10 protein-coding genes and 1 pseudogene are annotated in these 15,432 nt (G+C 68.6%); 9 read left to right on the top strand and 2 right to left on the bottom strand.

Annotation, left to right across the window (positions count from 1 at the left end; genetic code table 11):
- The first annotated feature begins 199 nt into the window (after positions 1–199).
- Together aguA and D7325_RS16060 are read left to right on the top strand one after the other, a co-directional pair.
- Positions 200–1,297 (top strand): agmatine deiminase, encoded by a 1,098-nt coding sequence (aguA, locus tag D7325_RS16065; RefSeq protein WP_120997411.1) that lies wholly within the window; start codon positions 200–202, stop codon positions 1,295–1,297.
- A gap of 82 nt (positions 1,298–1,379) precedes the next feature.
- Entirely contained in the window at positions 1,380–1,742 is a 363-nt protein-coding gene (locus D7325_RS16060) for a hypothetical protein (protein ID WP_120997409.1), read from the top strand.
- A 44-nt stretch (positions 1,743–1,786) separates the two neighbouring features.
- On the opposite strand, the gene D7325_RS16055 is transcribed toward D7325_RS16060, so the two are convergent.
- Together D7325_RS16055 and desA are read right to left on the bottom strand one after the other, a co-directional pair.
- Positions 1,787–2,779 (bottom strand): GGDEF domain-containing protein, encoded by a 993-nt coding sequence (locus D7325_RS16055; RefSeq protein ID WP_120997406.1) that lies wholly within the window; start codon positions 2,777–2,779, stop codon positions 1,787–1,789.
- 130 nt (positions 2,780–2,909) lie between these two features.
- The gene (gene desA / locus D7325_RS16050) at positions 2,910–4,100 is read right to left on the bottom strand and encodes a delta-9 fatty acid desaturase DesA (protein WP_120997404.1); all 1,191 of its coding nucleotides are present in this window, start codon (positions 4,098–4,100) and stop codon (positions 2,910–2,912) included.
- Positions 4,101–4,253: 153 nt separating this feature from the next.
- Here desA and dibA point away from each other — a divergent pair, with 153 nt between their 5' ends.
- The 7 genes and pseudogenes from dibA to D7325_RS16020 all read left to right on the top strand — a co-directional run bounded on the left by dibA (position 4,254) and on the right by D7325_RS16020 (position 15,363).
- On the top strand, positions 4,254–6,146 hold the full coding sequence (dibA, locus tag D7325_RS16045) for a phosphodiesterase DibA (RefSeq protein ID WP_120997402.1): 1,893 nt from the start codon (positions 4,254–4,256) through the stop codon (positions 6,144–6,146).
- 89 nt (positions 6,147–6,235) lie between these two features.
- A pseudogene (locus D7325_RS19405) lies at positions 6,236–8,506 on the top strand (PAS domain-containing protein); the annotation flags it as partial.
- The gene (locus tag D7325_RS19315) at positions 8,504–10,459 is read left to right on the top strand and encodes a PAS domain-containing sensor histidine kinase (RefSeq protein WP_342769577.1); all 1,956 of its coding nucleotides are present in this window, start codon (positions 8,504–8,506) and stop codon (positions 10,457–10,459) included. The pseudogene D7325_RS19405 and the gene D7325_RS19315, both read left to right, overlap by 3 nt.
- Positions 10,460–10,526: 67 nt before the next feature.
- Entirely contained in the window at positions 10,527–10,913 is a 387-nt protein-coding gene (locus D7325_RS16035) for a response regulator (protein ID WP_120997398.1), read from the top strand.
- A gap of 40 nt (positions 10,914–10,953) precedes the next feature.
- Positions 10,954–13,356 carry a PAS domain S-box protein gene (locus D7325_RS16030; RefSeq protein WP_120997396.1) on the top strand — a complete coding sequence of 801 codons (2,403 nt, stop codon included), beginning with the start codon at positions 10,954–10,956 and terminating at the stop codon, positions 13,354–13,356.
- On the top strand, positions 13,353–13,739 hold the full coding sequence (locus D7325_RS16025; protein ID WP_120997394.1) for a response regulator: 387 nt from the start codon (positions 13,353–13,355) through the stop codon (positions 13,737–13,739). The genes D7325_RS16030 and D7325_RS16025 overlap by 4 nt, the downstream gene beginning before the upstream one ends.
- Positions 13,732–15,363, top strand: a complete 1,632-nt coding sequence (locus D7325_RS16020; RefSeq protein ID WP_120997391.1) for a diguanylate cyclase domain-containing protein — start codon at positions 13,732–13,734, stop codon at positions 15,361–15,363. The genes D7325_RS16025 and D7325_RS16020 overlap by 8 nt, the downstream gene beginning before the upstream one ends.
- Positions 15,364–15,432: the final 69 nt, after the last annotated feature.

The raw sequence follows: 15,432 nt of genomic DNA, 5'->3' as shown, positions 1-15,432 counted from the left end.
GCAACCACACCCGCTACAGCCGTCGCACCCCTTCCGCACCGGTAGCCGCGGCCCTACCATTTCGGCCTACGTCCTGTGCGCCGGCTACGCTCACACCGCCGCGCCACGCCCTGCGGCCAACGATCCGTTTCGGTAGCCGCGGCCACGATCCTCAAGCCCCAGCGATGGGCACGCTCATCGCCAGACCCGGAAATCGACCATGACCACGCTCACTTCCACTCCACGCGCCGACGGTTTCTTCATGCCCGCCGAATGGGCGCCGCACAGCCAGACCTGGATGGTCTGGCCGCAACGCCCGGACAACTGGCGCGGCAACGGCGCCCCGGCGCAAGCGGCGTTCGCGGCCGTGGCCAAGGCGATCGCGCGCTTCGAGCCGGTCACCGTCTGCGCGACGGCCGACCAGTTCCACGCGGCCCGCGCCGCGCTCGACGATCCGCGCATCCGCGTGGTCGAGATGAGCACCGACGACGCCTGGGTGCGCGACACCGGCCCGACCTTCGTCATCGACGGCCAGGGCGGCCTGCGAGGCGTGGACTGGACGTTCAATGCCTGGGGCGGCCTGGAAGGCGGGCTCTATGCCGACTGGCGCCGCGACGACGAGGTCGCCCAGAAGATCCTCGAAATCGAACGCTGCGAGCGCTACCGCACCGATGGCTTCGTACTCGAAGGCGGCTCGATCCATGTCGATGGCGAAGGCACGCTGATCACCACCGAGGAATGCCTGCTCAACCGCAACCGCAACCCGCACCTGTCGCGCGAGGCGATCGAAGACAGGCTGCGCGAGCATTTGGCGATCGATACCGTCATCTGGCTGCCACAGGGGCTGTTCAACGACGAAACCGATGGCCACGTCGACAACTTCTGCTGCTACGTGCGCCCCGGCGAGGTGCTGCTGGCCTGGACGGACGACCCGGCCGATCCCAACCACGCACGCTGCCAGGCGGCGATGGCGGTGCTGGAGCAGGCGCGCGACGCGCGGGGCCGCGCGCTCAAGGTGCACAAGATGCCGATTCCCGGTCCGCTGCACGCGACGGCCGAAGAGTGCGCCGGCGTGGCGCCGCTGGTCGGCAGCCAGCCTCGCGATCCCTCGATCCGCCTGGCCGGCAGCTACGTCAACTTCCTGATCGTCAATGGCGGCATCATCGCCCCCTCGTTCGGCGACCCGCTGGACGCCGAGGCCGAGCGCATCCTCGGCGAGGTGTTCCCGGATCACCAGGTGGTGATGGTGCCCGGACGGGAAATCCTGCTGGGCGGCGGCAACATCCATTGCATCACCCAGCAACAGCCGGCGGCCTGAACCGTCCGTCCCGGTCGCTTGCCGCACGGGGGTACGCGGCTACAGTGAGCGGGACGCCCTCGACACCGCCGGAGACCCATCGATGCGCCCGATCCTCGCCCCGTCCCTTGCCCTCGCGCTCGCCGCGCTGACCAGCCTGCCGGGCTTCGCCCAGAGCAGCGACACACCGCCGAACGTTCGCGACATGGTTGCCGGGTTCGCCAGGCTGGGCGGTTCGATGGAAGCGGCGGCCAAGGTCTGCGGCGGCTATTCGCTCGAGCAACTGGCCCAGAGCCGGCAGCAGCAAAAGGCCCAGTTGATGAAGAACGGCATGTCCGAGGCGGCGTTCGAACAGGGCTTCGCCGCCGGGCTGGAGGAAGGCCAGGCGCACTGGGACGCCATGTCGGCCAGCGAGCGGGAAGCGGCCTGCGACGAACTCCGGCAGGCCGCCGCGTCGGTCAAATGATCGCGCGGTGAACGCGCTTTCGCAGGCGTGGTGACCGGCCTGCGCTAGCCCACCACCACCTGGTTCTTGCCCAGCCGCTTGGCCCGGTACATCGCCGCATCGGCGCGGGCGAACATCTCGTGCAAGGTCGCATCGCTGGCGCGCAGCGAGGTCAGGCCGAAACTCGCGGTCACGCCGAAATGGCTGACGGCGGTCTGGAACGAGAGCCGCTGGATTTCCCGTTGCAGGCGCTTGGCGATCTGGTCCGCCAGCTCCGGCACGCAGCCGGGCAGCAGCACGGCGAACTCCTCGCCGCCGATCCGCCCGAACAGGTCGCCCCGGCGCAGCACCGACGCCCCGCAACGGGCGATCTGTTGCAGCACCAGGTCGCCGACATGGTGGCCGTGCGTGTCGTTGATGCGCTTGAAGTCATCGATGTCCAGCAGCAGGAAGGCCATCGGCGCGGCATACAGCTTCGCGCGGTCGAACTCGCGCTGCGCGCATTCGAAGAAGTGCCGGCGGTTGCTGCTCTCGGTGAGCACGTCGGTGGTGGCCAGGCGGTGCAGCTCGCCTTCCATGCGCTTCTTGTCGGTGATGTCCTCGGCGATGCCGACCAGCAACGGCCCCTGCCCGTTCTCCGGCTGGCGACCGACGAAGCACTTGTCGCTCAGCCAGCGCAGCTGGCCGTCGCCGCGGATGATGCGGTACTCGCGCGTCTCGACTGCGCCCTGGTCGAGCGCATCGAGCATCGTCTGCTGAGCGTACTCGAGGTCGTCGGGGTAGATCGCGTTGCGCCATTCGGCGAAGTCGGCCAGCAGCAGCGCCGCCGAACGGCCGAAGATGCGCTCGTACGCGGGGCTCACGTAAATCACCCGCTGGGCACGCCAATCGAAGGCCCAGAGCACCGCGTTGACGCCGCCAAGCAGGAGGTTGAACAGCTCTTCCCGCTCGCGCAGGCGGGCGACTTCGGCCTGCGCGTGAATCAGTGCCAGCCGCGCCTGCGCCTCGGCGGCGGCCGGTATTTCAGCCCGGTGATCTTTACCTTTTGCCCAGCCCATCCTCGTCCCCTTGCCGGCGCCATCGCCCGGTCTAGAGCCGGGTGCAGGCTGCGAATCGCTGCAAAGAGAACAGGCGCAAGGGGCAAAGTTCCGAGCGGCAGGCCGCCATGGCGAGCCTGCCGATCAGCGGTCAGGCAAGCGCTGGCGCCGGGCGCAGCGAATAGGTCTTGAGCTGCTCGGCGAAGTCGCGCAGCGACTGGATGCCGCTGGCTTCGGCCTCGTGCACCCACTGCCGGATCGCGCCGAGCATGTCGTGCCCGTTGGCGCTGGTCCTGGCCCAGATCTGCTGCAAGGCCAGCCGCTTCTCGTAGATCACCCGCAGCGCCTGGCTCTGCTCGAGCATCGCCTCGATATGCGCCTGCTGCGAGGCCTCCAGCAGGCTCGGCTCGCGCGACAGCAGCCGCTTGGCGCGGCGGAACTGATGGCGCACCGAGGCATCGGCGCGCGACAGCTCCAGTCGCACCAGCGGGCCGATCACCTGCTTGCGGTATTGCGCCATGATCTGGAAGCGGTTGTTGAGGATCGCCATCGCCGTGTCCATGTCGAGCTGGGCCTTGCCCTCGATGCGATGGGCGATCGGCGCGACGCGGTTCACTTTCGCCAGCCCGAGCAGGCTGAACAGCTTGATCCAGGCCCAGCCCATGTCGAATTCCCAGGCCTTGACCGACAGCTTGGCCGAGTTGGGGTAGGTGTGATGGTTGTTGTGCAGCTCTTCGCCGCCGACGAGGATGCCCCAGGGCACCAGGTTGGTCGCCGCGTCCTTGCACTCGAAGTTGCGATAGCCGATGGCATGGCCCAGCCCGTTGATCACGCCGGCCGCCCAGAAGGGAATCCAGATCATCTGGATCGCCCAGACGGTCAGGCCCAGCACGCCGAACAAGGCCAGATCGATCAGCGCCATCAGCGTCACGCCGGCATTGGGGTAGCGGCTGTAGAGGTTGCGCTCGAGCCAGTCGTCGGGGCAGTTCTTGCCGTATATCCGCAAGGTCTCCTCGTTCTTCGCTTCCGCCATGTATAGTTCGGCGCCCTTGCGCAGGACCGTTCCCAAGCCTTTGTGGACCGGGCTGTGCGGGTCGTCCGGGGTTTCGCACTTGGCGTGGTGCTTGCGGTGGATCGCCGTCCACTCGCGGGTATTCATGGCGGTGGTCAGCCACAGCCAGAAGCGGAAAAAGTGCTTGAGTGCCGGATGCAGCTCCAGCGAGCGGTGGGCCGAATACCGATGCAGGTAGACCGTGACGCTGACGATCGTGACATGCGTCAGCGCGAGCGTGACCGCGACGAGCTGCCAGATCGAGAGGTCGAGAAAGCCGTAGTACCACATAAGCGCCTGAAGCCTCGATTGAATGAATGCGCAGACCCTTGAGAGGTCTGACGGCATTATGTCCCCCAACCTGGATAAAACCGCCTACCTTTCGGCTGGGAATAGGCCCGCTGGGTGCCTTTGGTTTTCCGCATGTTTCAGGGGTGAGAGCGCATGACCGATTATCGCCAGGCCCTCCGGGTCGCGGTGCCGTACGGCCTGTTCGCCAGCGCGTGGATCCTGCTCAGCGACGGCTGGCTGCAGATGCTCGCCGACCGGGTCGATACCGCCACCTGGCAATCCTACAAGGGCCTGATCTTCGTGCTGGTCACCACCGCGCTACTGTTCGTGCTGTCGTGCCTGCACCTGAACCGCATCAACCAGCAGCTCAGGAGCCAGCGCCAGAAGGATTCGAGCCTGCGGCAGGCCTCGGCGGTGTTCGAGGCGAGCCTGGAAGGCGTACTGGTGACCGATGCCCGCGAGCGCATCGTGCACGTCAATCCGGCGTTCACCCGGATCACCGGCTACACGGCCGACGAGGTGATCGGCCGCTCGCCGGACCTGCTCAAGTCCGGCCGTCATGACGATCGCTTCTACCAGCAGATGTGGGACTGCCTGAATCGCCACGGCGAATGGCGCGGCGAAATCTGGAACCGTCACCGCAACGAATCGGTGTTCCCGGCGTGGCAATGCATCCGCGCCATCCACGACGAACAGGGCACCCTCAGCCACTACGTCGCGGTGTTCTCCGACATCAGCGCGATCAAGCGCTCCCAGCGCGAGCTGGACTTCCTCGCCCATTACGATCCGCTGACGGCCCTGCCCAACCGCCGGCTGTTCAGCCAGCGCGTCGAGCATGCGCTCGAGCACGCCCGCCAGGAACGCGGCGGCGGCGCGGTGTTGCAGATCGATATCGCGCAGTTCAAGCGCATCAATGAAAGCCTCGGTCACAAGCGCGGCGACGAGCTGTTGCAGGCGGTCGGCGAGCGTCTGCGCGGCCCGACCGAAGGCATGACATTGGCCCGCCTGGGCGGCGACGAATTCGGCCTGCTGTGCGAACAATGCCACTCGATCGAGCATGCCGCCGCCCTCGCGCAGTCGGTCCTGCAAGCCTTCGTCCAGCCTTTCTCGCTCGACGGCCGCGAACTGTTCATCGCCGCCAGCGTCGGCATCAGCCTCTACCCCGCCGATGCACAGAGCGCCGAGCAGGCCATGCGCAACGCCGACTCGGCCCTTTCACGCGCCAAGGCGCGGGCGCGCGGCACCTACGCCTTCTACAGCCAGGAGCTGACCGCCCTGGCACGCCAGCGGATCGAACTGGTGTCGGCGCTGCGCCGTGCGCTGGAGCGCGACGAGCTGCGGGTGCACTTCCAGCCCATACACGACCTGGCCAGCCAGCGGATCGTCGGCGTCGAATCGCTGGTGCGCTGGGAGCGTCCCGGCGTCGGCCTGGTGCCGCCGGGCGACTTCATTCCGGTCGCCGAGGAGGCCGGCCTGATCGCGTCGCTCGACGCCTGGGTGCTGGCGCAAGCCTGCCGGCAGATGCGCCAGTGGCTGGATGCCGGCATCGCGCTGGATTTCGTCGCAGTGAACCTGTCCAGCCGCTCGTTCGGCGCCGACCTGGACCGCCGCGTGGCCGAGGCCCTGCGCACCAGCCGGCTGGACCCGAGCCATCTGGAGCTGGAGATCACCGAAAGCACGATCATGGACGACCCCGATGCCGCCCAGGCGCTGCTCGAACGCCTCAGCGCGCTCGGCGTGCAGCTCTCGATCGACGACTTCGGCACCGGCTATTCCTCGCTGCTGCGCCTCAAGCGGCTGCCCGTGCACAAGCTGAAGATCGACCGCGGCTTCATCGCCGGCATACCTGCCAACGCCGAAGACGTCGCCCTCACCGAGACCATCATCAACCTGGCCCACAGCCTCGGCTTGCAAATCGTCGCCGAGGGCATTGAACAGGCGGCACAGGCCGGGTTCCTAAGTGAATACGAGGGCCTGCTCGGCCAGGGCTACTGGTTCGGCCGACCGCAACCGGCCGCCGCGCTCGACCTGCCGACGCGACGCTGAACCCTCATCGGTCACCACGCGGAGGGCGACGGCGTGCCAGCGATACGGCCATGTCCCGCGATACTGCGGCGTAGAGAGGCTTGGTTTCGATGCCATTAAAACGTTCGAAAGGACGTGTTCTCTGGCTGCTCGCGCTCGGCAGTCTCCTGCTGGCCACGCTGTTCGGCGCGCTGGCCTACAACGACACCCGCAACCATGACGCGCTGTGGCGGCTGCAACTGGACCAGCAGAGCGAGGTGCAGGCCCGCGCCGTGCTGGCCGCCCAGCGCCACCTGCAAGGGCAGGCCGAACTGATCGCCGGGACGCTCGCTGCCGACGTCGGCGTGCAGACGCTGATGCGCCAGAGCGCCGCCCTGCTGGAAGCGGGCACGCCCTGGAACGATGCCGGCGTCTATCGGCTGCGTAACTGGCTGATCAGCGAGTTGCAGCCCTTCTGGCAAGGCATGCAAGCCCATGAGGCACGCCAGCTGGCACTCTACGTCGGGCCGCGCGGCACCACGCTGCTGCGCATGCACGCGCGGCAGGCGCATGGCGATGACGAAGCCGATCGACGACCGTTGCTCGCGCGCGCCCTGGACAGCGCCAGCGTGGTGTCGGGCATCGATATCGGGCCATTCGGCGCCGGCAACCGGGCGATAGCGCCGATCCACGCGACCCAGGACCCGGCCAGCCCGGTGATCGGCGCGCTGGAGGTCGGCTTCGGCCTGCTGCCGCCGCTGCCCAGGCTCTCGGCGCAACTGGATGCCGGCGTCGCGCTGCTGCTCAACCAGCAGCGGATGGCGCCGGTGATGCGCGTGCCGCTGGAGGGCATTGCCGTCGCCGGCCAGCCGGGCTGGCTGCTCGATGCCCGCTCGCCGGAGCAGGCCGTGGCCTGGGCCGAGGCCGGCTTGCTGGCCGATCCCGATGACGTCCGAACGACTCGCCTGCTGCGGGTGAACGACCGCGCCTACCTGCTGCGGCAGGTCCCGCTGGACGGCTCGCGACAGGCCCACAGCGAAGCGCCGCCGCTGGCTGTCGCGCTGGTCTGGCGCGACGTCACCGAGCAGCTCGCCGATCAACAGGCTGCCCTGACCGCCCTCCAGGCCAAGTGGACCTTCGCCTGGCTGATCGCCGAGGGCCTGCTACTGGTCGTGTTGCTGCTCTACCATCGGCGCACGCGCGTCCAGCAGCGCCATCGCGACGCGCTGCGTACGCTCAACGAGATCGCCTCGCTGCCGCCAACCGAGCGAGGCGGCCCGCCGCTCGGCGAGGCGCTCGCGCGGGCCGCGGCCTACCTGCGAATGGCGCAGGCCCAGCTGATCCGCTACGACGCCGGTGAGCCGCAGGTCGTGCAGGCCCTGGGCGGGCTGGATGGCGCGCCCTCCGATGCCCTGCTGCGACGCATCGAGGACTGCGCCGGGCAGGGCCGACCGCTGACCATCGAAGACGCGACCGGCCATGCGCTCGAGCCGGGCAGCAGCCTGATCGCCACGGCGCTGCCCGGCGAAGCGGGTTCGGGGGCCGTGCTGTTCGCCTCGGCCGGCCCGCGGCGCTGGCGCTTCGATGACGCGGACATGGAGTTCATGCGCCTGTTCGCCGGCTGGCTGGCCGCCACCCTCGAGCGCGAGCGGCAGGAGCACGATCGTCTCAACGTCCTCGGTCGCGCGCAGAAGATCGCCAGCCACCTGCCCGGCGCGATGTACCAGCTCGAGCGCTCGCCCGACGGCCGCTACCGCTTCCTCTACGCCAGCGAAGGGACCGAAGCCATCTTCGGTTTCACGCCCGAGGCCCTGATGGCCGACGCCTCGCTGGCCTTCGCCTGCGTACACCCCGATGACCTGCCGCAGGTCGAGGCGGGGCTCGTCAGCTCGGCGCAGAGCCTGCTGTTCCGCTCTCCCGAGTACCGCCTGATCCACCCGACCAAGGGCGTGATCTGGGTAGAGGTGCGCGCCACGCCCGAGCCGCACCCCGACGGCAGCGTGCACTGGCATGGCTTCATCGCCGACATCAGCGAGCGCAAGGCCATCGAGCAGCGGCTGGTCGAGGAGCACCAGCGCGGCGATGCCACGCGCGAAGCCACCCGCGCCGGCACCTGGGAATGGAACGTGCCGGAGGGCCGCATGATCGTCGACGCGGGCTGGGGCAGGATCTTCGGTGAAGACATCGCCGAGCCCACCGATACGGCCTTCGAGACCTGGCGAGCACGGGTGCACCCCGAAGACGGCCCGGAGTTCGGCCGGCGCCTGCGCGAGAATCTCGAGACGCCCGGCAGCCTGTTCGAGCATGACTTTCGCGCCCGTCACCGCGACGGCCGCTGGATCTGGATCCGCGTGCGCGGACGGGTGCTGGAACGCACCGTCGACAGCGCGCCGCTGCGCATGTATGGCGTGATAACCGACATCACCGAAGCCCGGATGCAGCAGCAGCTGATGCGCGAGACCCGCGCCTACCTCGAGGCGGTGGTGCAGGCCTCGACCGAGGTGGCGATCGTCGCCACCGATGCGTTCGGCCGGATCACCCTGTTCAATGCCGGCGCCGAACGCCTGCTGGCGCTGTCAGCCGAGCATGTGGTCGGCCAGGTCAACGCCGCCGACCTGTTGCCGGCCGAAGAACTGGAAGAACGCGCCCGCGCACTGAGCGCCGCGCTTCAGCGTCCGATCACCGGCTTCGACGCGCTGGTGGAAATCCCGCGCTCCGGCACGCCGGAGACCCGCCACTGGACCTACCGCCGCCCCGATGGCAACCAGCGGCTGATCAACCTCACGGTCACCGCCATCCGTGACAACCAGGGCGTGCTCAGCGGCTACCTCGGCATCGCCAACGACATCACCGAACTGCTGGAAACCACCCGCGCCCTGCAAAAGAGCGAAAGCCGCTTCCGCGCGATGGTCAGCAACCTTCCGGGCGTGCTCTACCGCTGCGCCAACGACAGCCAGCGCACGCTGAACTACCTCAGCGAAGGCATGGAGCGACTGAGCGGCTATCCGGCCGCGGATTTCATCCGCCATCGCGTGCGCCACTACCTCGACATCATTCACCCCGAGGACCGCCGCGAGGCGCTGGAGGCCTTCAACAACCAGCAGGCCCGCCAGCAAGGCTGGGAGCACAGCTACCGGCTGGTGCGCGCCGACGGCGAGGTGGTCTGGGTACGCGAGAAGAGCCGGCCGCAGCACGATCGCAACGGCAACGTACTGGGCTACGACGGCTTCATCTGGGACGTCACCGAGCGCGTGCAGGCCGAGCTGAATACGCTCGAGCGCGAGGACTACCTGCGCAAGCTGATCGCCAACGTGATCGACGGGATCATCATCATCGACCAGCGCGGCCAGATCGAAACCTTCAACCACGCCGCCGAACGCATCTTCGGCTACCGCAGCGAGGAGCTGCTGGGCCGCAACCTCAACGTCCTCATGCCGCAGCCGACCCGCGACGCCCACGACGGCTACCTGCGCGCCTACCATGAGCGCGGCGAGTCGCAGGCGCTGGAGATGAACCGCGAGATGGTCGCCCAGCGGCGCAACGGCGAGACCTTCCCGATCGAGCTGCGCGTCTCGCAGATCAGCCACCGCGGCGAGCGCAAGTTCATCGGCCTGGTGCGCGACATCACCGAACGCAAGCGCATCGAGCAGATGAAGAACGAGTTCGTCTCGATCGTCAGCCACGAGCTGCGCACCCCGCTGACCTCCATCACCGGCGCGCTGGGGCTGGCGACCGGCGGCGCGCTGGGCGAACTGAGCGCGACCCAGCAGCAGATGCTCGGCATCGCCTACCAGAACAGCCAGCGCCTGGCGCGGCTGATCGACGATTTGCTGGACATGGACAAGCTGGTCGCCGGCAAGATGACCTTCCAGCTCGAACGCCAGCCGCTGGCGCCAATCCTCCAGGAAGCGGTGCGCATGAGCGACGACTATGCCCGCCAGCACCAGGTCGGCTTCGTCCTCCATCCGGTCGATCCGGCGTGGCAAGTGCGGGTCGACGAGGTGCGGCTGCACCAGGTGATGGCCAACTTCCTGTCCAATGCCGCCAAGTTCTCGCCGGCCGGCGACCAGGTCGAGATACTGGCCGAGCCGCGCGACGGCTGGGTGCGCGTCACCGTGGCCGATCGCGGACCGGGGATTCCGCCGGCGTTCCACGCGCGTATATTCCAGAAATTCTCCCAGGCCGATTCGTCCGACACGCGACAGAAGGGCGGCACCGGCCTGGGGCTCGCCATCAGCAAGGAGCTGGTCGAGCGCATGCAGGGCCGTATCGGCTTCGATTCGGAGCCGGGCCAGGGCGCGCGCTTCTGGTTCGAGCTGCCGCTGGTCGAGGCAACGGACGAACGACACCCATGACACCCACCGGCCAGCCCATGCCGCGGCAGCGGCCCGTCCCGGCGGACTACACTCCAAGGAGCGCTCGATGGCCGAGCTGAAACGGATCCTGCATGTCGAGGACGACCCGTCGATCCAGGCGGTGACCAAGCTGGCGCTCGAGGCGGTGGGCGGCTACCAGGTGCTGAGCTGCGACTCCGGCCCGCAGGCGCTCGAGCAGGTCGAGGCGTTCGCGCCGGACTTCATCCTGCTGGACGTGATGATGCCCGGCATGGACGGCCCCGAGACGCTGGCCAGGCTGCGCGAGCGCCCGGCGCTGGCCGACACTCCGGTGGCCTTCATGACGGCCAAGGTGCAATCGGGCGAGATCGAGCACCTGCGCGGCCTCGGTGCGCTCGAGGTGATCATCAAGCCCTTCGATCCCATGCGCCTGGCGCACCAGATCCAGACGATCTGGGACCGCCACCCGCGGTGACTTACAACGCAGGGATGCCCTGCGTAAGGTGCAGGTGCCAATGGACGCAAGAGACGCCGACGCGCAGGACATGAACCCTCACGACAACGAGCCCTCGCGCCTCGCCGCGCTGCTGCGCTATGAAATCCTCGACACGCCCGACGAGCACGACTTCGACGATTTCACCCAGCTCGCCGCCTACATCTGCGAGACCCCGATCGCGCTGATCTCGCTGGTCGACGACCGCCGCCAGTGGTTCAAGAGCCGGGTGGGGCTGGACGTCAGCGAGACCCCGCGGGAGATCGCCTTCTGCGCCCACACCATCCAGGGCGACGGCATCTTCGAGGTCGACGACGCCAGGCAGGATGCGCGCTTCGCCGACAACCCGCTGGTCACCGCCGGCCCGGCGATTCGCTTCTATGCCGGTGCACCGTTGACCTCGCCCGACGGCCATAACCTCGGCACCCTGTGCGTCATCGACCGGGTGCCGCGCACGCTGCGCCCCGAACAGCGCGAGGCGTTGTCGCGGCTGGCGCGGCAGGTCATCCGCCTGTTCGAGGAGCGCCTGCTGACCAAGCGCTTCGCCGAGCAGGCCGCCTTGCAGCACGCCATTCTCGACAGCGCCACCAGCGCCGTGCTGGTGACCCAGACCGACGGCACCGTGGCGCGCCTGAATCCGGCCGCCGAGCGCCTGCTCGGCTATCCCGCCGAGACGCTGCGGGGCAGGCCGTTCACCACGCTGTTCGCCGCGGCCGATCTTCAGCGTCGCGCCGGGGCGCTGACGCGCGAATCGCAGCGACCGATCGCGGCGGACTTCAGCGCGCTGACCGCCCCGCTCGCCCGCAACGGCTCCGATGTGCGCGAGTGGCAGCTGCGCCACCGCGACGGCCACCTGGTCCCGGTGCTGCTCACGCTGTCGCCCATCCTCGACGGCGAGCAGCGGCTGCGCGGCTACCTGGCGATCGCCTACGACCTGACCCTGCAGGCGCAACTGCAACTGCGCCTGCAGCAGATCGCCGCCCAGGTGCCGGGCATGCTGTTCCAGTTCCACTGGCGCAAGGGAACGGCCGGCGCCTTCCCCTATGCCAGCGAAGGCATCGAGCAGATCTTCGGCCTGCGACCGGAGCAGATCGCCGACGACTTGCGGCCGATCTTCGCCGTCGTCCACCCCGACGACCGTCAGCGCGTGCTGGCGACCATTCGCGAGGCGGCCGGCTCGGTCACGCCCTGGCATTTCGAGCACCGCGTGCTGCACCCGACGCGCGGCCAGCGCTGGATCGAGGCCCGCGCCACGCCCTTGCCGCAAAGCGACGGCTCGGTGCTCTGGCATGGCCTGGTCACCGACATCACCGAGCGCAAGGCGCAGCAGGCCGAGCTGGACAAGCAGCAGGAGATGAACCGCCGCCTGCTCGAGGCGCTGTCCGAGGGCGTCATCGCCTGCGACGCGCAGGGCAACCTGACGCTGTTCAACGACCTGGCGCGCCAGTGGCACGGCCGGGATGCCGCGCCCGTGCCGCCCGAGCAGTGGGCCAGCGTCTACCGCCTCTACCAGCCGGACGAGCAGACACCGCTGGCCCCCGACCAGGTGCCGCTGTTCCGGGCGCTCCACGGCGAGCGGGTGCGCAACATGGAGCTGGCCGTGCTGGCCGATAGCACGCCCCGGCACGTGCTGGTCAGCGCCGACCCGCTGTTCGCGCCCGACGGCAGTCAGATCGGCGCGGTGGCGGTGCTGCACGACATCACCGAGCGCAAGCGCATCGAGCGCATGCGGCGCGAATTCGTCGCCACCGTCAGCCACGAGCTGCGCACGCCGGTGACCTCGATCGCAGGTTCCCTGGGGCTGATCAGCAGCGGCGTGATGGGCGAGATTCCCGCGCACCTCCAGGAGCTGCTCGACATCGCCTACCAGAACAGCCAGCGCCTGAGCGAGCTGGTCAACGACCTGCTCGACATGGACAAGCTCAACGCCGGGCAGATGCGCTTCGAGTTCCGCGTGCAGGCCTTGCAGCCGCTGCTCGAACAGGCGCTGCGCAGCAACGCCGGCTACGCCCAGCGCTACAAGGTCAGCTATCGCCTGAGCAACCCCGCCGACGCGCTGGTGCGGGTCGATGCGCTGCGCCTGCAACAGGTGCTGAGCAACCTGCTGTCCAACGCGGCCAAGTATTCGCCGCCGGGGCAGGAGGTCGAACTGTCCAGCGTTCGCAGTGACGAAACCGTACGGGTCAGCGTCCGAGACCGCGGACCGGGGGTGGCCGAGGCCTTTCGCGACCGGATCTTCCAGAAGTTCGCCCAGGCCGACTCGTCCGATAGTCGGCAGCGCGGCGGCACGGGGCTGGGGCTGGCGATCAGCAAGGAGCTGGTCGAGCGCATGGGCGGCCGCATCGGCTTCGATTCGACGCCCGGCCAGGGCGCCTGCTTCTGGTTCGAACTGCCGCTGGCCGACCGCGTCAAGGAGATCACATGAAACCGCTCGAACGCATCCTGCACGTGGAAGACGTGCCGTCGATCCAGGTCGTGACCCGCATCGCCCTGGAACGGATCGGCGGCTTCCAGGTGCTCAGCTGCGCCTCGGGCGAAGACGCGCTGGCGCGTGGCCCGGCGTTCGCCCCGGACCTCATCCTGCTCGATGTGATGCTGCCGGACATGGACGGCCCCGAGACCATGCACCGGCTGCGCGAACTGCCGGCGCTGGCCGCGGTGCCGGTGGTCTTCCTGACCGGCAACATCGACGACCAGCGGCTCGCCACCCTGCTGAACCTGGGCGCCTGCGACGTGCTCAGCAAACCCTTCGACCCGCTTCAGCTCTCCGAGCGTTTGCGCACCATCTGGACCCGCGTGCATGAGTGATTCCCCGACCGACGCGCTGCAACGTCAGCTTCAGGCCCTGACCGACCAGTTCGCCGAGCGCCTGCGCAACGAACTCCCCTCGCTGGCCCGCCACGCCGACGAGCTCGCCGAGGCGCGCGACATGACGCGCCTGACGCCGCTGATGCAGGCCCTGCGCGAGCAATTGCACAAGCTCGCCGGTTCCGCCGGCACCTTCGGTTTCCCGCAGCTCGGCGAGCAGGCCCGCCAGCTCGAACGACAGGCCGACCTCTGGCTGGAGGCGCTGGAGCCGGGCCAGCACAGCCTCTCCAGCTTCATCGGCGCGGTGCACCGCTTCGCCCGCGAGGGGCTGGTGCATACCGGCGACGACCAGCCGCTCGCCCCGTTCAATGCCCAGACGGCCGGGCGGCGGGTGCTGCTGCTCGACCCCGACGCCGACGCCGCCGCGCGAACCCGCCAGACACTGGAGAATTTCGGTTATCAGGTTTCGCTCTGCGAGGCCATCGACCAACTGCCGACCTGCGTCGAGCGAAACCGCCCGGACGCGCTGATCGCCAGCCTGCTCGATGGCGTCGACGAACTGGCCCGCATCGCCCGGCTGCAGGACGCGCGACCCGAGCCGCTGCCGCTGATGGTCGTCGCCGCGGACGCGGACTTCGCCACCCAGCTCGCCGCGGTGCGTGCCGGCGCCCAGGGTTTCTTCACCCGTCCGCTGGACATTACCCAGCTGGAAAGCCGCCTGGAACGCTCGCTCAACCGCCAGCAGGGCGAGCAATATCGGGTGATGATCATCGACGACGACACCGATCTGGTTGCGCGTTACAGCCTGGTGTTGCGCAGCGCGCAAATGCAGGTCGAGCAGCTCGACGACGTGACGCGCCTGTTCGAGACGATGCAGGCGTTCAACCCGGAAGTGGTGCTGCTGGACATCAACATGCCCGGCTGCTCCGGCCCCGAGCTGGCGCAGATGATCCGCCTGCATGACGACTGGCTGCGCGTGCCGATCATCTACCTCTCCGCCGAGACCGACGTCGGCCGGCAGATGGACGCGCTGCTCAAGGCCGGCGACGACTTCATCACCAAGCCGATCAGCGACCGCGCGCTGGTGTCGGCCGTCTATTCCCACGCGCAACGGGCGCGCACCCTGAGCCTGGCGCTGGCGCGCGACAGCCTGACCGGGCTGCTCAAGCACGCCGGCATCAAGGAGCAGCTGGCTCTGGAGGTGCAGCGCGCCCATCGCAGCGGGCGGCCGGCCAGCGTGGTGATGCTCGACATCGACCACTTCAAGAAGGTCAACGACAGCCACGGCCACGCCGCCGGCGACAACGTGATCCGCTCGCTCGCCAACCTGCTGCGCCAGCGCCTGCGCCGGATCGACAGCCTGGGTCGCTACGGTGGCGAGGAATTCATGGCGGTGCTGCCGGATTGCCCGGCCAGCGAGGCGAAGAAGGTGTTCGACCAGATCCGCCGGCATTTCGCCGACCTGGTGTTCAGCGCCGGCGAGCAGTCGTTCCATGTCACGCTCAGCGCCGGCATCTGCGAAACCGACGGCACGCGGCCGGCCGGCGAGCTTCTTGAGCGGGCCGACAAGGCTCTCTATGCTGCCAAGCACGGCGGCCGCGACCAGGTGCGCGTCGCCTCTTGAGCAGGGAACACCGACGACAGCGGTCGGTCGCTTTATGAAAGCCCACTCGCCGGCGCCCGACCGCGAGCG

Source organism: Stutzerimonas urumqiensis (genome assembly GCF_003640395.1).
Lineage (GTDB): Bacteria > Pseudomonadota > Gammaproteobacteria > Pseudomonadales > Pseudomonadaceae > Stutzerimonas > Stutzerimonas urumqiensis.
Note: the sequence above shows the minus strand (reverse complement) of the source record. Positions and strands in the feature narration are given on the sequence as shown.

Bases quoted from the DNA above. Each gene is read 5' to 3' on its own strand.
- D7325_RS16035 (WP_120997398.1), top strand. From the start codon at position 10,527: ATGGCCGAGCTGAAACGGATCCTGCATGTCGAGGACGACCCGTCGATC.
- D7325_RS16020 (WP_120997391.1), top strand. From the start codon at position 13,732: ATGAGTGATTCCCCGACCGACGCGCTGCAACGTCAGCTTCAGGCCCTG.
- D7325_RS16025 (WP_120997394.1), top strand. From the start codon at position 13,353: ATGAAACCGCTCGAACGCATCCTGCACGTGGAAGACGTGCCGTCGATC.
- desA (WP_120997404.1), bottom strand. From the start codon at position 4,100: ATGTGGTACTACGGCTTTCTCGACCTCTCGATCTGGCAGCTCGTCGCG.
- D7325_RS16060 (WP_120997409.1), top strand. From the start codon at position 1,380: ATGCGCCCGATCCTCGCCCCGTCCCTTGCCCTCGCGCTCGCCGCGCTG.
- D7325_RS19315 (WP_342769577.1), top strand. From the start codon at position 8,504: ATGTATGGCGTGATAACCGACATCACCGAAGCCCGGATGCAGCAGCAG.
- D7325_RS16055 (WP_120997406.1), bottom strand. From the start codon at position 2,779: ATGGGCTGGGCAAAAGGTAAAGATCACCGGGCTGAAATACCGGCCGCC.
- D7325_RS16030 (WP_120997396.1), top strand. From the start codon at position 10,954: ATGGACGCAAGAGACGCCGACGCGCAGGACATGAACCCTCACGACAAC.
- dibA (WP_120997402.1), top strand. From the start codon at position 4,254: ATGACCGATTATCGCCAGGCCCTCCGGGTCGCGGTGCCGTACGGCCTG.
- aguA (WP_120997411.1), top strand. From the start codon at position 200: ATGACCACGCTCACTTCCACTCCACGCGCCGACGGTTTCTTCATGCCC.